The following is a 19,273-nucleotide window of genomic DNA, read 5'->3' as shown; positions in this document are numbered from 1 at the left end:
ATCCAGCATAGGCTGGTCCGGCTCCGGGCAGGTCCAGCTCGCCCGTGCCGATGCCGACCGCGCCGCTCTCGCTGCGCCGACGGCACCGGCGCTGACGGCCCCGACGCCACCGGAGCCCGCCCCCATAGCCCAACCGGCAGAGGCAGCCGCCTTAAAAGCGGCTCAGTACGGGTTCGAATCCCGTTGGGGGCACGAGGCAGGTCACGTCGGGGGCACGAGGCAGGTCGCGCGCATCAGATCAGGCCCTGCCGCTGCGCCAGGTGCACCGCACGGGAGCGCGAGTCCACGCCGAGCTTGGTGAACACATGCACCAGGTGGCTCTTGACGGTGGCCTCGGTAACGAACAGCTCCCGGGCGATCTCCCGGTTGGTGGCGCCGGTGGCCAGCAGTCGCAGCACCTCCACCTCGCGCTCGGTGAGCCGGGGGAGCGGGGTGCGCATTCCTTGCAGCACCCTGGCCGCGAGCTCCGGTGCGAGCACCGTCCGCCCCGCAGCGGCGTCCAGGATGCCGGCCACGATGTCCTCGGGCGGCACGTCCTTGAGCAGGTACCCGGTCGCGCCGGCACTGATCGCCCCCAGCAGCTCGGCATCCCGGTCGAAGGTGGTCAGGATCAGCACCGCGGGTGCGGGGTCGAGGTCGCGCAGGGCGCGGGTGGTGTCGATGCCGCTCATGCCCGCGCCCAGTCGCAGATCGCACAGCACCACGGCTGGCTCGAGCTCGCGCGCCAGGGCTACTGCCTCCTCCCCGGTCCCGGCCTCACCCACCACGTGCACCGAGGGATCGGCCGACAGCACGGCGCGCAGTCCGCTGCGCACCACAGGATGGTCATCCACCAGCAGCACGCTCGCGGTCATGGCGTCTTCTCCATCATCGGGCGGGACTGAGAACCCTGGCCCCAGGGTGCAGCAGGGGCGGCCCCGGTGCGGGTGCGCGGCACGTGCGGGAGGTGGGCAGAGATGGCCGTGCCCTCGCCCGGGGTGCTCTCGACCTCCAGGTCCCCGCCCAGTTCTCTCAGTCGTTGCCGCATGAAGCGCAGGCCGAAGCTCGCGGTGCCGTCGGCCTGTTCCGGCCCGGGGCCGACGGCCTCCCAGCGGCGCACGTCGAACCCGGTGCCGTCGTCTCGCACGTCCAGACGCACGGAGTCCCCGGCGCCGCTGAGGCTCACCGCTACCCGGGTTGCCCCGGAGTGCCGTCGCACGTTGCCCAGCGCTGACTGAGCGGTGCGCAGCAGCGCCACCTCCACCTCGCTGGGCAGCGGCGGCACCTCCCCGTCGACATGGAGCGCCACCTGCATTCCGGTCTCGTCCTCGAAGCGGTCCAGCAGCTGATGCAGTGCCCCGGTCAGGGCATCGTCCTCCAATTGCGCCGGCAGCAGTGCGGCGACGATCCTTCGCACGTCCACCAGGCCGTCCTGAGCCAGGCGCTCCACGCGGTCCAGGGTGCGCGCAGCCTCGGGGTCGGCGGTGCGCTGTGACTCGGCATGGGACAGCAGACGGATTGACGAGAGGCCCTGGGCGACGGTGTCGTGGATGTCGCGGGAGAGCCGGTGCCGCTCCTCGATCGCACCGGAGCGGCGCTGGGCGAGGGCGAGCTCGTCCTGCAGCTGGGCCAGCTCGTGATGCGCTCGTGTCAGCGAGGCCAGCAGGCGCTCCCGCTCCGCCGCCTCCCGCAGCAGCTCCAGGTACCCACGGGAGATCCCGAAGGCGAACACCCCACCGATCAGCGGTCCGAGCACGCTGGCCCAGCTGGTGCTGCCGTGGTGCAGCACCGGGGCGACTCCCACCACCATCAGCACGGCCGCTGCGAATGCCAGTCCCCACCACAGCGGCAGCAGGTGACCGGCCAGCAGCCACAGCAGGAACGCCAGCCACACGAACTCCGGCGAGACCGCCACTGCCGCGACCCACACCATCGCCAGGCCCAGCAGCCACCACACCGGCCGGGCTGCACGGGGACCGATCCGGCCCGGCGCGGAACCGCCCGGGGCAGGGCGCGTGGCGATCACGGAACCGGCCGCGTGCCAGCCCAGGATCGCCAGGCCCGCCACGATCGCGGCGGCCGGGGCCACTCCGTCGGCGAGGGCACGCAGCACACCGATCACGGTGAGGGCCACCGCGATGAGGTGCCGGCCCACCTCCATCGCTCTCGCGGTGAGGCCGGCCGGCACCCGACCCGTGCGCTCAGGCCTGCGCAGGGGCGTCTGGACGAGGCTCATGGTTCGATTCTGCGCTGTCGAGCAGGGCATGACCACTTGGGGAGGTCGCGGGCGCGGGGCGCCCCGGCCACCAGATCCGGTCCCCCACCAGGGAGAAGATCGCCGGAACCATCACGGTGCGCACCACCAGGGTGTCCACCACCACGCCCACGCCCACCACCAGGCCCAGCTGCGCCAGGGTGACCAATGGCAGCACGCCGAGTGCCGCGAACACCGCGGCCAGCACGATGCCGGCACTGGTGATCACCCCACCGGTGTGGGTGACTGCCTCCACCATCCCGCGCCGCGTGCCCCAGGCCCCGGCCTCGGAGCGCGCCCTGTGCACCAGGAAGATCGTGTAGTCGATGCCCAGGGCCACCAGGAACAGGAACGCCAGGATCGGCACCTGGGGGTCCAGGGCCTGCTGCTCCAGCAGCATCCGGCTCAGCCACGCGCCGGCCCCGATCGCGGCGACGGTGCTGGCCAGGTTCACCATCAGCAGCAGCACCGGGGCGACTGCCGAACGCAGCAGCACCAGGAGCACCACGAAGGTGACCGCCAGGATCAGCGGCGCCACCAGCAGCAGGTCCGCGCGGTTCCCTTCACGGGCATCCAGATCGCTCGCCACGCTGCCGCCCACCAGGGCGTCGGCTCCATCGATCGCATGCACCTGCTTGCGCAGCTCGCGCACCTGGTCCAGGCTCTGCTCGGTCCCGGGCGCGTACTCACTCGTGACCATCACCGATGCCAGCGAGCCGTCCTCCTTCACTGCCAGGGGATGAGCCCGCACCACCCCGTCCATGCCCTGAGCCGCCTCAACCACCTGCTCGACGCTGCCGGGTGCGGTGACCACGAGGATCGGCGCTGCTTCCCCGGGCGGGAAGTGTTCCGAGAGCACCTCCAGGCCCGCCGCGGATTCCGACTCCACACGGAACCGATCTGCCTGGTCCAGACCCACCGTTGTGCCCAGCAGGCCAGTGGCCATCACGCCGAGCAGGGCGAGGGAGGCGGTCAGCGCGATGACGGGTCGGCGCACCACGGCGCCGGCCACCGTGCGCCAGGCGCCGGCTCGGGAGCGGTGACCGCCGCCATCCACTGTCGGCACGAACGGCCAGAACACCCGGCGCCCGCAGACCGCCAGCAGCGGCGGCAGCACCAGCAGAACCGAGGCCATTGCGATCAGCAGCCCGATCGCGGCCGGGATGGCGAGGCCGCGGGTCAGGGGGATCGCTGCCAGCAACAGGGTCAGCAGCGCCAGCACGACCGTTGCGTTCGATGCCATCACCGCGGGCGCCACGCCTCGCCAGGCACGGGCCAGCGCTGCACGGTGATCGGGTTCGGCCTGCAGCTCCTCGCGGTACCGGGAGATCAGCAGCAGCGCGTAGTTGGTGCCAGCGCCGAACACCAGGACGCTGATGATGCCGGCGTCGAACTGGAGACCCCAGTGGGCACCCACTGCGGCGGTGACTCGGCCGGCGAGGCCGTCGGCCAGCACGATCACCACCAGCGGCACCAGCCACAGCACGGGTGAGCGGTAGGTGAGGATCAGGAGGGCCGCCACGATGAAGATCGTCACTGCCAGCAAGGTGAAGTCCGCGCCGTCGAAAGCGGAGGCGATATCGGCCCCGAAGGCGGGACCGCCGGTGACCTGCAGGGAGACTCCTTCGATCGCGTGATCCGCAAGGGTGGTGCGCAGGTCGCTGATGGTCTGGGCCGTCTCGGAGTTGTCCGCCCCCAGGGTGATCGGGGCGATCAGCAGGGCTGCCTGCCCGTCCTCGCTCACCACCGGCCCCGAGGGGTCAGCTGCCGTGTGCTCGGCGAGAGGGGGCAGCAGGCCGTCCAGTGCCTGCAGATCGTCGGCTCCGAGGGAGCCGCCATCGGCTCGGGTGGCCACCACCAGCACCGACTGGTGGTCTGCATCCGGGAACTGCTCCAACAGGGCACTTACCCGCGCCGATTCGGAATCCACCGGGGCATGGGTGCTGCGAGCGGGGGCCTCGGCGCCGCTCAGCAGACCGAACAGCGCCACCGTCAGCACCAGGGCGATGGTCAGCACGGCCCAGGCGCCGCGGCGCGAGGTGAGCAGGGAGGACAGGGAATGGTTCATGCCTGCAGTCAACCGCGGCGGGTCCCGGCCGGACATCGCGCGGTAGAGGGAAGCGCAGATCCATCGAACGATGGATGCGGGGGACCTGACCGCGGCCTCCGCGGCCCCTGCGGTGGCACGACAGCACCCATCCGGCGTCGGGTCCGGTCCACAATGGGAACCATGACTGCCCCATTCCCTGTCGGCCCCCAACTCGTCTCACGCATCGACGAGGTGCTCTCGCGCATCGATTCCGCTGCGACCCAGGCAGGTCGTGACGGTGCGGGCATCACCGTGCTGCTGGCGACCAAGACCCGAACCCCCCAGCAGATCGCCGCGGTGATCGAAGTGCTGCGGGAGCGCGGGCGCACGATCGCGGTGGGAGAGAACCGGGCGCAGGAGATGGCCAAGCACGAGGACCCGCTGCTGGCAGGCAACGGGGTGCCGCGGCACTTCATCGGCCGCCTGCAGACCAACAAGGCACGGGACGTGGTGGCGTTCGCCGAGCTGATCCACAGCGTGGATCGCGATGACATCGCCGAGGCCCTGGAGCGCCGCGCCGAGATGGCCGGGCTGCATCGGGAGGTGCTGGTGCAGGTCAACACCTCGGGAGAGGAGTCCAAGGGCGGCTACGACCCCACGCCGGAAGCGGTCATCCCCGTGGTGCAGCGACTGAGGGGGAGTCAGGTGCTGCGGCCCGTGGGCCTGATGACCATCGGAGCCAACACCAGTGACGACGCGGCGGTGCGGGCATCGCTGCGGTCCCTGCGGGAACTGCGCGACGAGGTGCGGGAACGGCTGGGCCTGGACGACTTCGAGCAGCTGAGCATGGGCATGAGCGGCGACCTCGAGATCGCGGTCGAGGAGGGCGCCACCATTGTGCGCGTCGGATCGGCGATCTTCGGGCCTCGCCCCGCCTGAGCGCCGGCGTCGGCCCGCGGGGAGCGTTTGGTGGTTCACACATCGTCATGGAGAACTTGGGTCTGTCATAAATCGTGCTTAGGGTGTGAGCGTTCGATCGACCCCACACCTGAGAAATCGACCCCACACCTGAGAAGCGGAGGCACTCGTGCACATCCAGACCGTCGCCGTACAGACGCTGAGGGACCACGAGCACGGAGCTGTCGTCCCCCCGGTGCACCTTGCATCCACCTTCGAGCTCGATGCCGCCACCGATGACGGCGGCTACGCCTACCAGCGCGGCTCCAACCCCACCCGCGCCCAGCTCGAGCAGGTGCTGGCCGCGCTGGACGGCGCCGAGCACGGCTTCGCCTTCGCCACCGGCATGGCCGCCACCGCCGCCGTGTTCTCCACCCTCGAGGTGGGGGACGAGGTGCTGCTGCCGACCAGTGTGTACGGAGGAACCTTCCGCTTCGTGGACAAGGTGTTCCCCGCCCGCGGACTCACCGGACGCTACGTCGACGACCTCGGCGCCCTCACCGATGAGGACTTCACTCCCGCCACCCGCATGGTGTTCGTCGAGACGCCCGCCAACCCCACCCTGCGAGTCACCGATCTGCGTCGCCTGGTCGAGCTCGCGCACCGTCACGGCGCCCTGGTGGCCGTGGACAACACCTTCATGACACCGGTGCTGCAGCGCCCGCTCGAGCTCGGTGCCGACGTGGTGGTGCAGTCGGCCACCAAGTACCTCGCCGGGCACTCCGACCTGCTGGCCGGCGTGGTCACCACCAGTGATCCCGCGCTCGCCGAGGCGTACGCGCTGGCGCAGAAGGCCCAGGGCGGCGTGCTGTCGCCATCGGACTCCTTCCGCCTGATCCAGGCGATCAAGACCCTGCCCCTGCGGCTCGAGCGCCAGCAGGACAACGCCCGGGCCATCGCCGAGTTCCTGCGGGACCGCGACGACGTGACGACGGTGTTCTTCCCCGGTTCCCACAGCGAGCAGGAGGCCCGCATCCACGCCTCCCAGGCCGACGGTCCCGGCGCCGTGCTCTCCTTCGAGCTCGCTGCGGGGCTGGACCGCGTGCGGTTCGTGGAAGCCCTGCGCTACCCCGTGTACGCGGTGAGCCTGGGTGGGGTCGAGTCGCTGATCTGCCGCCCCGCCACCATGACCCACGAGGCCATGACCCCCGAGGCCCGTGCCACCGCCGGCATCTCCGATGAGCTGCTGCGGCTCTCGGTCGGCATCGAGAACATCGACGACCTGCTCGAGGACCTCGCGCAGGCCCTCGCCTCCGCTCGCTGACCCCCGGGTCCAGGTCCCTGCCGCCGGCCGAACCCCAGGTCTGGTCCGGCCCCACCACTGCCCGCTGACCCCGAAACGCCCCGCCCGAGCACCGGACCCACCACCGAAGGACTCTCCATGAACAGCAGCTCTGCTCCCCGCCCGCGCCCCACCCGCCGCATCGCCCTGACCGCCGGCGGCTGCTCGATCGCCGCCCTGCTGGCCGCCTGCGGCTCGAGGACCCGACCCGCGGAGCGGCGGCCCCGGAGGCTCCGGCGGCTCGGACGGCGGGGGCGGCGGAGGCTCCGTCGACGAGGACATCCTCGCCCGCATCCAGGAGAACGGCTCGATCCGCATCGGCCTGGAGGGCACCTACCGGCCCTACGCCTTCCACGACGACTCCGGCGAGCTCGTCGGCTTCGAGAAGGACATCGCCGACAAGATCGCCGAGGGCCTCGGCGTGACCCCGGAGTACATCGAGACCGAATGGGACTCCCTGATCGCAGGCCTCGACGTGGACCGCTACGACCTGGTGATCAACAACGTGGGCATCACCGAGGAGCGTCAGCAGAAGTACGCCTTCACCGAGCCGTACGCGCAGTCCATCGGCCGCATCGCCGTGCCGGAGGACTCCGAGGTGCAGGCCGCGGAGGAGCTCGAGGGCAAGCGCTCGGCCCAGACCGCCACCAGCAACTGGGCCCAGCAGATGGAGAAGCTGGGCGCCGAGATCGTCCCCGTCCAGGGATTCGCCGAGGCCATCGAGCTGGTGGTGCAGGGCCGCGTGGACGCCACCGCCAACGACTTCATCTCCTTCCAGACCTACCAGGAGGAGCACCCCGATGCGGCCTTCCGCCTGCTGGACGCCGAACTGCCCACCGACGTCACCGTCGGCGTGATCATGCAGCAGGAGCAGCAGCCCCTCCTGGATGCGGTCGACGAGATCCTCGCCGGCATGAAGGAGGACGGCTCGCTGGCCGCCATCTACGAGCAGTGGGTGGGCCAGGACATCACCCCGGAGGCCTGAGGGGATGCCCGGCTTCCTGGAGCTGTGGCTGCAGTCGCTGCCGCGCCTGCTGCGGGCAGCCGTCGAGGTCACGATCCCGCTGTCGCTGATCTCCTTCGCGATCGCCCTGGTGGTCGCGGTGGTGGTGGCACTGGTACGGCTGTACGGGCCCGCGCCGCTGAAGGCACTGGCCTGGGCGTACGTGCAGGTGTTTCGCGGCACGCCGCTGGTGGTGCAGCTGTTCATCGTGTACTTCGGCCTGCCCAGCCTGGGCATCAGCCTCGATGCGTTCCCGGCGGCCGTGGTCACTCTCGCGCTGAACACCGGTGCCTACGCCTCCGAGGCGGTGCGCGCCTCCATCCTGTCGCTCCCGCGCGGGCAGTTCGAGGCCGCCCAGACCCTGAACCTCTCGCGCGCCACCCCGTTCCGCCGGGTGGTGGCGCCGCAGGCGATGCGGATCGTGCTGCCCCCGCTGGCCAACGACTTCATCGACCTGGTCAAGGGCACCTCCCTGGTGTTCGCCATCACCTTGGTGGACCTGTTCCAGGTGGGCCGGCAGGTCGCCGGCAGCACTTTCGAGCCCATGGCCATGTACACGCTGGTGGCCCTGATCTACCTGGTGATGGTCTCCCTGCTGAGCCTGGGCCAGAACGTCCTGGAGAAGAAGGTGTCCGCCCATGTCCGCAGCTGATCTGCGCGCTGCCGATGCCCGCAACCCGCTGCGGTTGATCGGAATCCGCAAGACCTTCGGTGACCTCGTGGCCCTGGACGACGTGGACCTCGAGATCGCCCGCGGTCGCACCACGGTGCTGCTGGGCCCCTCCGGATCCGGGAAGTCGACCCTGCTGCGCTGCATCAACCTGCTGGAGAAGCCCGATGCCGGCCAGATCGACCTGGGCTCCGGGCCGATCGACGTGGGCGGACGCATCAGTCCGCGCACGGTGCGGGAGATCCGCTCCCGATCCACGATGGTGTTCCAGCAGTTCAACCTGTTCCCGCACCTGACGGCGCTGGGCAACGTCACGCTGGCGCCCGTCGAGAGCCTGGGCCGCTCCCGCGACGAGGCAGAGGCCCTGGGCCGGGAGCTGCTGGCGAAGGTGGGACTGGCGGACAAGGCCGACTCCTACCCGGATCGGCTCTCCGGCGGCCAGCAGCAGCGTGTCGCGATCGCCCGGGCGCTGGCCATGGATCCTGACTTCCTGCTGTTCGACGAGCCGACGTCGGCCCTGGATCCCGAGCTGGCGGCCGAGGTGGTGGCGGTGCTGGCCGCCCTGGCGCAGGAGAACCGCACCCTGGTGGTGGTCACCCACTCCCTGGCCTTCGCCCGTCGCGTGGCGGACCGCGTGGTGTTCCTGGAGGGCGGGAAGGTGCGGCAGGACGGATCACCGGAGGAGTTCTTCCGCAGCGAGGACGAGCGCCTGCGCCGGTTCCGCGAGGTCATCGGCTCGGTGTGAGAGGACCGAGACCGGCACCGCCCACTGGGTCACCCAGGGAGGTGCACCGGGATGCCCTGAGCGAACGTCCAGGTTGCCTCCAGGACGAGAGGACGCGAACCCTATACAGTTGATCCCGACCGGAGGTCAGGACCATCGCCCTGTCCGGGGAACCCCAGGCGATGGCGCGTGACCCCGTCCAGATCCATCTTCCCGAGGAGCATCATGGCCCGCCACAATGTCATCTTCGGCCGTGACCAGGCCGTTCAGCGGGGGCAGTCCTTCAGCAGCCCGCAGTTCGGCCAGTCCGGCCCTCCCCAGGGGACCCAGTGGTCCTCCGACTTCGGTGCGCAGCAGACACAGCAGACCGACCAGCTCGAGGCGATGTACGCCCGCCCGGCGGCCACCGGTCACGACACCGGCCGCATGACCATGCGCGATGCGCTCAACGCCATCACCGCCACCCTCGGCGTGATCATGGTGGTCGGCTTCGTCATCGCTGTGACCCCGCGCCTGCTCGGCGCCGTCATGGGCGAGTCGGGCCTGCAGCTGGGGCTGCTGATCGGCGGAGCCGCCACCATCGTCGGCCTGATCGGCGGTTTCATCCTCGGTCTGGTCAACTCCTTCAAGAAGCAGCCCTCCGCCATCCTGGTGCTCGCGTACGCGGTCTTCGAGGGCATGCTGCTGGGCGGGATCAGCGGTTCGATCGACCTGTACTACCCGGGCATCGCCGTCCAGGCCGTGATCGGCACCCTCGCGGTGGCCGGCACCGTGCTGGTGCTCTTCCGCATGGGCATCCTGCGCACCTCCCCGGTGCTCACCAAGATCTTCATGGTCGCGATGATCGCCTACATGCTGTTCCTCCTGGTCAACATCGGCTTCGTGCTCCTGGCCGGGCAGAGCCTGCGCGATGGCGTCATCGGCCTGATCATCGGCGGCCTGGCCGTGGTGATGGCCTCCTACTCCCTGGTGATGGACTTCGAGGACGTCCAGCGCGCCGCCTCCGGCCACACCCCGCGTGCCTACGCGTGGCGCTGCGCCTTCGGCCTGGCGGTCACCATGGTGTGGATGTACATCGAGATCCTGCGCATCCTTTCGATCCTGCGAGGCAGCGACTGACCTCCGGCGCTCCCGCGTGAAGGTGAGCGCACCCGGGCGCTGAGCCACGGTTCGGTGCTCGCGAAGCCAACGACACTGTGGCCCCCTCCGTGATGCGGAGGGGGCCACAGCTGTGCGTGGGGCGGCGGCAATGAGCCGGGGATTCGCCTCCGCATGCTGAACTCGGGTCAGGAGGCGGGGTCTGAGCGAGCAGTCAGGGTCTCAGTCCGTGAGGCCGGTGATGGACTCGTAGGCCTGGGCGGCGGCATCCTCGTGCTCGGTCACGCCGATCGAGATCTCCGAGGAGTACACGCTGGGACCCTCGGGCGTATCCAGCACGACCACGTCGATCCGGGTGGAGTCCGTCTTGGTGAAGTTGTGCTTGCCGAACTTCAGCACGGCGGTGCTCCGATACCCGGGCATCCCCTGGATGGTGACGGCCTCGGTGACCTGATCGTGCAGGGTGCGCTGGGAGGTGTCCCCCCAGATGCTCGCGTTGCCGTACAGGCAGCTCACGAGACGCTCGGCGGCGGCCTTCTCCCCGGGGTACTCCACTCCCGGCTGCCACTGGAGCTTCCCCACCCCGATGGAGGAGACCCAGCTGCCCTCCACCGGGGCCATCGCGGTCTGCGCGTCCGTGGTGAAGTGCAGGTAGGTGGTGTTCGCACGGGTGTCGAAGATCGCGGGCGGCGTGATCTCCAGACCACCGCCGCGCAACCGGCCCGAGGGGTTCTCCGAGGTGCGCTCGTTGACGGGGGACCAGCAGTGCCGCTCCTCCTCGATGGGCGTGGTCTCCGGCGGCGTGGTGGTGGCCGAGGCGGTCTCCTCGGTGGTCGTCGCACTGGCACTGTCGCTGACCGTCGTGCTCCCGGTGCCGTTGCCCGCCCCGTTGCCGCCGGAGCTGCGGAACACCAGGAACGCGACGGTGCCGCCGACGATCAGCAGGAACACCAGCGCGAAGGCGATACCGCCGATCAGCAGGGCGTTGCTCCGGCCGCCGCGGCCGTCCGGACCCTGCGCGTACTGCGGGCCGGTGTACGGGGAACCGGTGCTCACCTGACTGCTCCTTCGACTCTCATCCGGCCGCCCCCCGGCGGCCGGTCACTCGACGACCTCGAGGCTGGCGATGATCTCCTCGAGCCCCTGGACATGATCGGGATGGTCCGCGGCGACGTCCGAGGCCAGGGCACTGGGGCCGTTGGGCCCCTCCACCACGATGGAGGTGACGATGGACGCGCTGGAGGTCTCCAGCATGTCCGGGTCCTCGAAATTGTAAGTGGCCTGCACGATCCATGCCGGGTAGCCGTCCACTTCGATGGCCTCGGTGCGGTAGTCGGTGACCTCAGGATGCTCACCGAAGTGCGAGATCACCCCGGCCGTGGTGGCGTAGCACTGGAAGATCGCCACCGCCGCACGCTCCGAGCCGGGGTAGCCACCCTCGGAATCCGGGAAGACCACGCGCCCCAGGTTCACCACCGAGTACCAGTTGCCCTCGACGTTGCGGCCCTGGCCCTGCACCTCGTTCATGTACGGCATGCTCCCGGAGCCCCAGGGGAAGTCCCAGCCGTTGGGGATCGTGTACTGGAGGTCCCCGCCGCGGATCGTGCCGTTCGAGGACGGGGCGGGCTCAGCATGATCGGGGACGTGGCAGTCCACCGTCGGCGCCTGCGTGAAGATGGGCGGCGGGGGAGCGAGATCAGGGTCCTCCGGATCCGGGACGTACTCGCTCTGCCCCTCGGCGGTGCGGGGGCCGGTGGGGTAGGCGGGGGGATCCTCCTCCAGCACGCTGCGGAACACCGTCTGGGACAGCACCAGTGCCACCACCGCCAGCAGCAGCACCGTGGCCCCCACCACGGACAGCACCACGGTCAGGGCACGGTTGCGGCTGCGCTGGCTGGGCTCGCCCAGCGTCGCCGGCGTCGCCCGGTCGACGTAGTCGGGAAGCCCGGTGGGATCGGTGCCGGGCGCGGCGCCCCGCGCGGTGAAGTCGGGCAGCCCGCTGCCGCCGAACCCCCCGCCGTCGGATGTCCCCCCCGGCGGAGCCCGATCTGCGCGGATCCTCAGTCATCGCCACCTCCCCGGCGTCTCGGGGTCGCACCCCTGGTCTCAGGGCCATGCCCCCGGGTGATTCTCGCACGATCGTGCCCGATCCGAGCGGTCCAGCGCTCGTTGGTACCCTCCCCCTGTCGGCGCACCCGTCGCCTTCCCGCAGGCCGCCGCCCGAGCCCGGAACCCTCGACCACGGAGATCATCATGCGTCCGCCCCTCGTCCTGACCGTCTCCGCCTCCGATTCCGACGGCGCCGCCGGCATCCAGGCGGACATCAAGACCTTCTCCGCCCTGGGCGTGTACGGGGCCAGTGCGATCAGCATGATCTGCGCGGTCAACACGCAGGGACTGCGCGGCACCCACTACCTGCCAGGGGATGTGGTGCGCTCCCAGATCGACGCGGTGGCCGAGGACCTGATGCTGGATGCCACCAAGATCGGCGCCCTGGGAAGCGCCGCCGTCGTCGAAGCCGTCGCGGAGGCCGTGCGCACCCATCGCGAGCGCCTGGGGTGGATCCTGCTGGACTCGGTGATGATCGGCACCGACGGCACCCCCCTGATCTCCGCCGAAGGGGCGCGGGCACTGCGCACCGCCCTGCTCCCTCACGTCGACATGCTCACCTCCAACATGGTCGAGGCCGCTCAGCTGCTGGGCACCGCCCCGGCCACCACCATCGACGGGATGCGGGACCAGGCGCTGGCACTGCAGGCGATGGGGCCGGGGACGGTGCTCATCACCGGCGGCCGTCTGGTCGGGGACGACGCCGTGGACGTGCTGGTCCACCCCGGCGGCACCGATCTGCTGCGGGCCGAGCGGGTGCCGGGTCGGCACGTGCGTGGCTCGGGTGCCACGCTCTCCGCGGCGATCACCGCCCAGATGGCCCGCATCCAGGAGTTCGACCGCGCCGGGGAGCTCGGCGAGATCGGGGAGGAGGGCGAGCACGACGACGTCGTCACCATCGTGGCCTCCGCCCGCGAGTTCCTGGCCAGCGCCATCGAGAACGCGGAGGACTGGGAGGTCTCGCGCGGCAACGGTCGCGCCTTCGGGCCCGTCAACCACCTGATCACCCTGGACCGCGCCTGACGGAGGGCGTGCTCGCAGCGCCGCTCACCCGCTGCTCACCCGCCTGACCCCAGCAGTCCCCGGCGCTCCTTCAGCGTCAGCATCCGTGCGGCCGAATCCCGTACCCGCTGCTCCTGCTCGGGGCCCCGGGATGCCCACTCCTGGATCGCGTCCACCAGTTGTCCGGTGATGGACGGATCGGCGGTCAGCAGCACGTCCCCGCCGGCGTCCAGGAATCGGGTGGCGCGCTCGGGAACCGGCACCGCGGCCACGGCCTTCGCCGCCCCGATGTCGTCGGTGACGGCGACACCTTCGAATCCCAGCCGACCGCGCAGCAGATCGGTGACCACCGCGCGCGAGAACATCGCGGGAGCCTCGGAATCGATCTGCGCATAGGTGGCGGAGGCCAGCATCACCAGCTCCGCCCCTGCATCGATGCCCGCTCGGAACGAGTCCAGGAACGGGTCCTCGATGGTGGTGGTGTCGTCGATGATCCCCTCCGCGGAGTGATCGGTGTTCTGCTCCACGCGGCCCAGGCCCGGGAAGTGCTTGAGGGTGGCGCCGGTGCCGGCGTCGTGCAGGGACTGGACGGCGGCCATGACGCAGTCACCCACGTGCGCGGGGTCGGTGCCGAACCCGCGGCCCAGTCCTCCCACGGGCTCGTTCGCCGGCCCCAGTGCGGGGTCCACCACGTCGGCCACGGGCGAGAAGGCGACGTGGATGCCGCGGGCGGCGAGATCCTCCCCGATGGAGGTGTAGGCATCGCCCACGGCGTCTGGGCCGGTTTCGCCGAGCTCCTCGGCCGAGGGGGTGCGCCGGGCCGCGTCACCGCGCAGCATCCGCACCTGCCCGCCCTCCTGGTCCACGGCCACCAGCGGCGGCAGCTCCGGTCGGGAGCCCTCGCGGGCGGCAGCCACCGTCCTGTCCACCTGGCCGGGATCCCGCCACACGTCCAGCAGGAAGATCCCGCCGGCGTGGTGCTCTCGGAGGATCTCGGAGGGGAGGGTGGAGCCCGCCATGATCCCCACCATCACCAGCTGCCCTGCCACCTCCCGTGGAGTCAGCTGCTCGAGCAGCCCGGTGACCTGCTCGGACGGGTCCCAGGGGCCGGGCGCAGGCTCGGTCTGCTCCGGTTCGTCCCCGGAGCCCGTCCCCTCGCCGCGGGTGGGATTCGAGCCCTCCTCCTCACCTCCCGAGGTGGCCTCCGGGTCTGCCGGGAGAACGGGATCAGCTCCGTCGCCCTGCTCCGGCGAGGTGCAGGCGGCCAGGGCGAGAGCGGGGGAGAGGGCCAGGAGCTGACGTCGACGCATGCCCGCAGTCTTCCAGTCCCGCTTCCGGTCCCGAACCGTCCCCGGCCGTGACCGGGCCCACCGCCCGGAGTCTAGGGTGGTGCCCATGACTGCCACGCCTGCGCCGCAGGACCACCCCCGCGCCGCTGCCATCGAGAGCCACCGGGACCGGGTTCGCCACCTGGGTGACGCGTCTGGACGAGGCCGGCTGCCGCGAGCGCGACCACGCCGCCATCGCCGGGATGCTGGTGGACCGCTGGGGCGTGGGGGAGTGGTGGGCGCAGTCCCTCCCGCCTCGGCGGCGTCACCGATGAAGCGCCCCGCAGCACCCTCGCGATCGAGCACAAGGGCATCGAGAGCGCCCAGGCCCGTGACGCCTGGAAGGGCGCCTGGAAGACCGTACTGACCGATTTCACCACCTGGACCGAGGAGAACCGCGACCGATGAGCACCGCCCCCCGAGCTCCGCCCCAGCCGCCCCGAGGCCGGCGGCAGCCCAGCTTCCGCCGCCGACGGCAGCAGCGACCCCACCAGTGGCTCGAGGACGTCGAGGGGCCGAGGCCCTGGCCTGGGTGAGGGAGCGCAACGCCGCGGCCGAGCAGGAGCTGGACGCCGTGCGCGACCCCGCGGACCCCGAGGGCGCACCACTGGCTGCGACCCTGCAGCGGGAGATCCGCGAGATCCTCGATGCCAAGGACCGCATCCCCGGCGTCACCAAGCGCGGTGAGTTCCTCTACAACTTCTGGACCGACGCCGAGCACGAGCGCGGGCTCTGGCGCCGCACCACCCTGGAGTCCTACCGCACCGATGACCCCCAGTGGGACGTGCTGCTGGACGTGGACGCCCTCAACGCGGAGGAGGGCGAGGACTGGGTGTGGCACGGCGCCAGCCTGCTGCGGCCCGAGGGCGCCGCCGACGGCGAGCCGTACCGCCGGGCCCTGGTGAGCCTGTCCCACGGGGGCTCCGACGCCGACGTGACCCGCGAGTTCGACCTGGAGACCCGCTCCTTCATCCCCGAGGCCGACGGCGGCTTCGTGCGCCCGGCCGCGAAGGGCTCCCTTAACTGGATCGACGAGGACACCACCTGGGTGTCCACCGACTTCGGGGAGGGCACCACCACCCTGTCCGGCTACCCGCGCCAGGCACGACTGTGGAAGCGCGGCACGGCGCTGGCCGAGGCGGAGCTGGTGTTCGAGGCCGACGAGACCGACATGAGCGTGTTCGTCGCCCACGACTCCACCCCCGGCTGGGAGCGCGACTGGATCGTCCAGATGCACGCCTTCTACGACACCACCCTGCACCTGGTGGACCGCGAGCAGTCCCCGCCCGCACTGGAGAGGATCGACGTCCCCCGCGACCTGGAGGCGAGCGCCCACCGCGACCTGGCGGTGTTCTCCCCCCGCAGCGACTGGGAGGTCGCAGGATCGGTCTACCCGGCCGGCTCCCTGGTGGTGGGCGACTTCGCGGCGTTCCGTGCCGGGGAGCCGGAGCTGACGATGCTGTTCGAACCCACCGAGACCACCTCCCTGGCGGACATGACCATCACCCGCAGCGCCGTGGTGCTGTCGATCCTCGAGGACGTGGTGCACCGACTCGAGGTCCACACCCGCGACGGCGACGGCTCCTGGGTGCGGCGCGACCTGTACCCCGAGCTGAGCGGCTCCCTGGCGGTGGCCGCGGTGGACCCCGACGAGAACGACCAGGTGTGGGTGACGGTCACCGGCTTCATCGAGCCCACCCGCCTGCTGCTGGGCGACCTCGCGCCCCTCCTCGAGGGCGGGGAGCCCACCGAGCCGGAGCTGATCAAGTCCACCCCCGCCCGCTTCGAGGCGGAGGGACTGGAGGTCACGCAGCACTTCGCCACCAGCGACGACGGCACCCGCATCCCGTACTTCGAGATCGGCCGCGCCGGCCGCGCCGGGGACGAGAAGGAGGCCGCAGGTCCCTCGCCGACCCTGCTGTACGGCTACGGCGGCTTCGAGATCTCCCTGACCCCCGCCTACCTGGGCGCCATCGGCAAGGCATGGCTGGAGCGCGGAGGCACCTACGTGCTGGCCAACATCCGCGGCGGCGGCGAGTACGGGCCCCGCTGGCACCAGGCGGCGCTGAAGCAGAACCGCCACCGCGCCTACGAGGACTTCTCCTCCGTGGCCAAGGACCTGATCGAGCGCGGCGTCACCGACACCGCGCACCTCGCGGTACGGGGCGGCTCCAACGGCGGCCTGCTCACCGGCAACATGCTCACCCAGTACCCGGAGCTGTTCGGGGCGGTCATCATCCAGGTGCCGCTGCTGGACATGAAGCGCTACAGCCACCTGCTGGCCGGCAACTCGTGGATGGCCGAGTACGGGGACCCGGATACCGAGGACTGGGAGTTCGTGCGCACCTTCAGCCCGTACCATCTGCTGACCGAGGGCACCGAGTACCCGCCCACCTTCCTGCTCACCTCCACCCGTGACGACCGCGTCCATCCCGGTCATGCCCGCAAGTTCGCCGCCGCCCTGGAGTCGCTGGGGGCCGACGTGCGCTCCTGGGAGAACATCGAGGGCGGTCATGGCGGCGCGGCCACCAATGAGCAGGCCGCCCGGATGAACGCGCTGATGTACGCCTTCCTGTGGAGCACCATCGGCAGGAACGACGCATGAGCGACCCCGTGCACCCGGCTGCAGGCACCCCTGGTGACCAAGCCCCGGCCGAGCAGCCCGAGTCCTTCGACGACCTGATGGATCGTCTGGCCGCCGAGCAGCAGGACGAGGACGACCCTGCCTCCGGCACAGACGCCGAGGAGGGCCTCGATGCGGACGGCCGCCCCGAGCCGCCGCTGCGCGGTGACGAGGCCGCCACCCTCGACGGCTTCCTCGCCTTCCTGCGAGCCACGGTGCTCGTCAAGACCGCAGGCCTGACCGATGAGCAGGGTGCCCGCCCGGTGCTGGGGACCCTCACCACCGTGACCGGGCTGCTGCGGCACCTGGCCGATGTGGAGCGCTACTGGTTCCGCGCGGTGGTGGGAGGGGTGCCGGAGTCGGAGGTGGGATACCGATGGATGGACGTCTCCGAGAATCCCGACCGCGATGCCGAGTTCCGGCTCGAGGACGGTGCTTCCGTGGAGGAGGCCCGCACCGACTACCGCGAGGCCTGTGAGGGGTCCCTGGCGCAGCGCGCACAGCGGGACCTCCACGAGGAGGTGCGCGGAACCGGCGAGCCCCGCACCCTGCGCTGGGTGCTGACCCACATGATCGAGGAGACCGCCCGGCACGTCGGCCACCTCGATGTGCTCACCGAACTGATCGACGGCCGGACAGGGGAGTGACCGTGCGACTGTTCAACAACCACTCGATCAGCGAGCGCCCGGGCCAGGACGAACTGCTGACCATACGCAACGACCTGATGACGGTGTACCGGGAGATCAGCGACGGCGACGATGCCGATGACCGGCTGTTCCCCCTGCGCTACGCCCGGGCCACCCCGCGGCGCCTGCCCCGTCGACGCGCCCCCGGCAGCGCCCGCACCGTGCCGGACCGCGCCCAGGTGCCGCTGCTGGTGATCCCGGACGGCCCCGGGATGGCCTCCGTTCTCCCCTACGACAACCTGCGCCGCTCCTTGGCCTCGCGCGGCGTCGACGTGCTGATGATGGAGCACCGCGGGGTGGGCCTGTCCCGCCTGGACTCCACCGGGGCGGATCTGCCGGTGGAGTCGATGCGGCTGCGGAACGTGCTCGGCGACCTGGTGGCCGTGCTGGACCACGCCCGGGTGCAGCAGGCCGCCGTGTACGGCACGGGCTACGGCGCGTACCTGGCGCAGGCTCTCGCCGCCCTGCATCCCGAGCGGGTGCACTCGCTGGTGCTGGACTCCCCGCTCACCGGGGCAGACGACGAACTGGCCGGGCAGCAGGCCCTGCGGGACATGTACTGGGAGGGCAACGACCCCACCACCGCCACCACCGCCCGGGTGCTGCGCCGCCTGGTGGAGGGCGGCGTGGTGGACGGTCACCGCGCCGGCACCATCGTGCTGGCCGTCCACGAGTACGGCGGCCCGGAGGCCGTGCGCGACCTGGTGGACCTGCTGGCCATGGACCGCGGCCAGCTCACCTGGAACAGCATCCGGCAGGTGCTCGCCCAGCGCTGGCTGGAATCCACCCCCTACGTGCGCGAGCTGGACCTCGTCGCCCCCATCGCCCACACCGAGCTGGGCGGCGGTCGCCATGCCGACGGTCGGCCGATGGACTCGCTGGTGCTGCCCGCGGAGCAGGCACGAGCCGTCGCGGACTTCGAGGGCGAGCCGTTGGACCTGCACGACCTCGCCGGCCACATCACCGCACCCACCCTGGTGGTCGCGGGTGGTCGTAACCTGCTGCTGCCGCCGCGCACCGCCCGTGATCTCGCCCGGCGGATCCCCGGGGCGCGCCTGCTGGAGCTGCCGGGCACGGGCCATTCGGTGCTGGACTCGCACTCGCAGATCGCGCAGGTGGCCGCCCGCTGGAGCGTGGCGGGGGCCGCGCACCTGCTGCCGGACCGTGCCGCCGAGCTGGCCGAGCTGCCTCGCACCCCCGTCAACAAGGTGCTCCAGCGGGGCCTGCAGCTGGCCATGGCCGCGGAGAGGTTCTCCCCGTGGAGACTGCGACTGGAATCGGCCCGGGTGCGCCGCGAGCAGGCACAGGTGGATCCGCTGGCACGACGATCGCGACGCGTGCGTCTGGACTGACCCCGGCATGTGATCCGCGACCGGGCTGTTCCCGCAGGACAGAGCTCGCTATACCCTTGCTCCCGGGGCCCCGGAGCCGGGGCCGGAGGGGAACGTCACGCGCCGTCGAGCCACCGGGATCCGCAGCGCCGCGCCGCTGGTGCGCAGCCACCGCGGCGGGATCGCGCTGCTCACGGC

The 19,273-nt window shown here is 71.1% G+C and carries 17 protein-coding genes and 1 tRNA gene; 12 read left to right on the top strand and 6 right to left on the bottom strand.

What is annotated here, in order from left to right; all coding sequences use genetic code 11:
* The first annotated feature begins 118 nt into the window (after nt 1-118).
* Nucleotides 119-192 (top strand) — tRNA-Leu (locus IOE58_RS11435).
* Between the two features lie 41 nt (nt 193-233).
* Here IOE58_RS11435 and IOE58_RS11430 read toward each other — a convergent pair.
* From IOE58_RS11430 to IOE58_RS11420, 3 genes are read right to left on the bottom strand one after another with little or no spacing between them, the layout of a single operon-like run.
* Nucleotides 234-854, bottom strand: a complete 621-nt coding sequence (locus IOE58_RS11430; protein ID WP_193866509.1) for a response regulator — start codon at nt 852-854, stop codon at nt 234-236.
* Nucleotides 851-2,215, bottom strand: coding sequence for a sensor histidine kinase (locus IOE58_RS11425; protein WP_193866508.1), 1,365 nt, complete (start codon nt 2,213-2,215; stop codon nt 851-853). Before IOE58_RS11425 ends, IOE58_RS11430 begins: the two co-directional genes overlap by 4 nt.
* A complete protein-coding gene (locus tag IOE58_RS11420) occupies nt 2,181-4,301 on the bottom strand; it encodes an MMPL family transporter (protein WP_193866507.1) in 2,121 nt (706 codons plus the stop codon). Before IOE58_RS11420 ends, IOE58_RS11425 begins: the two co-directional genes overlap by 35 nt.
* A 162-nt stretch (nt 4,302-4,463) precedes the next feature.
* Between IOE58_RS11420 and IOE58_RS11415 the strand changes: the two genes are divergently transcribed.
* The 6 genes from IOE58_RS11415 to IOE58_RS11390 all read left to right on the top strand — a co-directional run bounded on the left by IOE58_RS11415 (nt 4,464) and on the right by IOE58_RS11390 (nt 10,017).
* Nucleotides 4,464-5,201 carry a YggS family pyridoxal phosphate-dependent enzyme gene (locus tag IOE58_RS11415; RefSeq protein WP_193866506.1) on the top strand — a complete coding sequence of 246 codons (738 nt, stop codon included), beginning with the start codon at nt 4,464-4,466 and terminating at the stop codon, nt 5,199-5,201.
* A 148-nt stretch (nt 5,202-5,349) separates the two neighbouring features.
* Nucleotides 5,350-6,483: a trans-sulfuration enzyme family protein gene (locus IOE58_RS11410; protein ID WP_193866505.1), complete on the top strand. Its 1,134-nt coding sequence runs from the start codon at nt 5,350-5,352 to the stop codon at nt 6,481-6,483.
* Between the two features lie 298 nt (nt 6,484-6,781).
* Complete coding sequence (locus tag IOE58_RS11405; RefSeq protein ID WP_193866566.1) at nt 6,782-7,486, top strand: transporter substrate-binding domain-containing protein; 705 nt, start codon at nt 6,782-6,784, stop codon at nt 7,484-7,486.
* 4 nt (nt 7,487-7,490) lie between these two features.
* A complete protein-coding gene (locus IOE58_RS11400; protein WP_193866504.1) occupies nt 7,491-8,156 on the top strand; it encodes an amino acid ABC transporter permease in 666 nt (221 codons plus the stop codon).
* Nucleotides 8,143-8,919, top strand: coding sequence for an amino acid ABC transporter ATP-binding protein (locus IOE58_RS11395; RefSeq protein WP_193866503.1), 777 nt, complete (start codon nt 8,143-8,145; stop codon nt 8,917-8,919). The genes IOE58_RS11400 and IOE58_RS11395 overlap by 14 nt, the downstream gene beginning before the upstream one ends.
* Nucleotides 8,920-9,123: 204 nt before the next feature.
* A complete protein-coding gene (locus tag IOE58_RS11390) occupies nt 9,124-10,017 on the top strand; it encodes a Bax inhibitor-1/YccA family protein (RefSeq protein ID WP_193866502.1) in 894 nt (297 codons plus the stop codon).
* 201 nt (nt 10,018-10,218) lie between these two features.
* On the opposite strand, the gene IOE58_RS11385 is transcribed toward IOE58_RS11390, so the two are convergent.
* A complete protein-coding gene (locus IOE58_RS11385) occupies nt 10,219-11,052 on the bottom strand; it encodes a hypothetical protein (protein WP_193866501.1) in 834 nt (277 codons plus the stop codon).
* A 45-nt stretch (nt 11,053-11,097) separates the two neighbouring features.
* On the bottom strand, nt 11,098-11,862 hold the full coding sequence (locus IOE58_RS11380; protein ID WP_348981966.1) for a hypothetical protein: 765 nt from the start codon (nt 11,860-11,862) through the stop codon (nt 11,098-11,100).
* A gap of 387 nt (nt 11,863-12,249) precedes the next feature.
* Here IOE58_RS11380 and thiD point away from each other — a divergent pair, with 387 nt between their 5' ends.
* Entirely contained in the window at nt 12,250-13,128 is an 879-nt protein-coding gene (thiD, locus tag IOE58_RS11375; protein ID WP_193866500.1) for a bifunctional hydroxymethylpyrimidine kinase/phosphomethylpyrimidine kinase, read from the top strand.
* Between the two features lie 35 nt (nt 13,129-13,163).
* Here the strand turns inward: thiD and IOE58_RS11370 are convergent, their stop codons facing one another.
* Nucleotides 13,164-14,417: a glycoside hydrolase family 3 N-terminal domain-containing protein gene (locus IOE58_RS11370; RefSeq protein WP_193866499.1), complete on the bottom strand. Its 1,254-nt coding sequence runs from the start codon at nt 14,415-14,417 to the stop codon at nt 13,164-13,166.
* A 164-nt stretch (nt 14,418-14,581) separates the two neighbouring features.
* Here IOE58_RS11370 and IOE58_RS14680 point away from each other — a divergent pair, with 164 nt between their 5' ends.
* The 4 genes from IOE58_RS14680 to IOE58_RS11350 all read left to right on the top strand — a co-directional run bounded on the left by IOE58_RS14680 (nt 14,582) and on the right by IOE58_RS11350 (nt 19,096).
* Nucleotides 14,582-14,710, top strand: coding sequence for a hypothetical protein (locus tag IOE58_RS14680; RefSeq protein ID WP_284690649.1), 129 nt, complete (start codon nt 14,582-14,584; stop codon nt 14,708-14,710).
* Between the two features lie 218 nt (nt 14,711-14,928).
* Nucleotides 14,929-17,040 carry a prolyl oligopeptidase family serine peptidase gene (locus tag IOE58_RS11360; RefSeq protein ID WP_348981965.1) on the top strand — a complete coding sequence of 704 codons (2,112 nt, stop codon included), beginning with the start codon at nt 14,929-14,931 and terminating at the stop codon, nt 17,038-17,040.
* Nucleotides 17,037-17,705 (top strand): DinB family protein, encoded by a 669-nt coding sequence (locus IOE58_RS11355; RefSeq protein WP_228019851.1) that lies wholly within the window; start codon nt 17,037-17,039, stop codon nt 17,703-17,705. The genes IOE58_RS11360 and IOE58_RS11355 overlap by 4 nt, the downstream gene beginning before the upstream one ends.
* Nucleotides 17,702-19,096, top strand: a complete 1,395-nt coding sequence (locus tag IOE58_RS11350) for an alpha/beta hydrolase (RefSeq protein ID WP_348981964.1) — start codon at nt 17,702-17,704, stop codon at nt 19,094-19,096. Before IOE58_RS11355 ends, IOE58_RS11350 begins: the two co-directional genes overlap by 4 nt.
* Nucleotides 19,097-19,273 lie beyond the last annotated feature (177 nt).

The sequence above is a fragment of the Brachybacterium epidermidis genome, from assembly GCF_015209585.1.
Lineage (GTDB): Bacteria > Actinomycetota > Actinomycetes > Actinomycetales > Dermabacteraceae > Brachybacterium > Brachybacterium epidermidis.
Note: the sequence above shows the minus strand (reverse complement) of the source record. Positions and strands in the feature narration are given on the sequence as shown.

Excerpts from the sequence above, each read along its gene's own strand:
- IOE58_RS11430 (WP_193866509.1), bottom strand. The coding sequence starts at position 854 with ATGACCGCGAGCGTGCTGCTGGTGGATGACCATCCTGTGGTGCGCAGC.
- IOE58_RS11425 (WP_193866508.1), bottom strand. The coding sequence starts at position 2,215 with ATGAGCCTCGTCCAGACGCCCCTGCGCAGGCCTGAGCGCACGGGTCGG.
- IOE58_RS11420 (WP_193866507.1), bottom strand. The coding sequence starts at position 4,301 with ATGAACCATTCCCTGTCCTCCCTGCTCACCTCGCGCCGCGGCGCCTGG.
- IOE58_RS11415 (WP_193866506.1), top strand. The coding sequence starts at position 4,464 with ATGACTGCCCCATTCCCTGTCGGCCCCCAACTCGTCTCACGCATCGAC.
- IOE58_RS11400 (WP_193866504.1), top strand. The coding sequence starts at position 7,491 with ATGCCCGGCTTCCTGGAGCTGTGGCTGCAGTCGCTGCCGCGCCTGCTG.
- IOE58_RS11395 (WP_193866503.1), top strand. The coding sequence starts at position 8,143 with ATGTCCGCAGCTGATCTGCGCGCTGCCGATGCCCGCAACCCGCTGCGG.
- IOE58_RS11390 (WP_193866502.1), top strand. The coding sequence starts at position 9,124 with ATGGCCCGCCACAATGTCATCTTCGGCCGTGACCAGGCCGTTCAGCGG.
- thiD (WP_193866500.1), top strand. The coding sequence starts at position 12,250 with ATGCGTCCGCCCCTCGTCCTGACCGTCTCCGCCTCCGATTCCGACGGC.
- IOE58_RS11370 (WP_193866499.1), bottom strand. The coding sequence starts at position 14,417 with ATGCGTCGACGTCAGCTCCTGGCCCTCTCCCCCGCTCTCGCCCTGGCC.
- IOE58_RS11355 (WP_228019851.1), top strand. The coding sequence starts at position 17,037 with ATGAGCGACCCCGTGCACCCGGCTGCAGGCACCCCTGGTGACCAAGCC.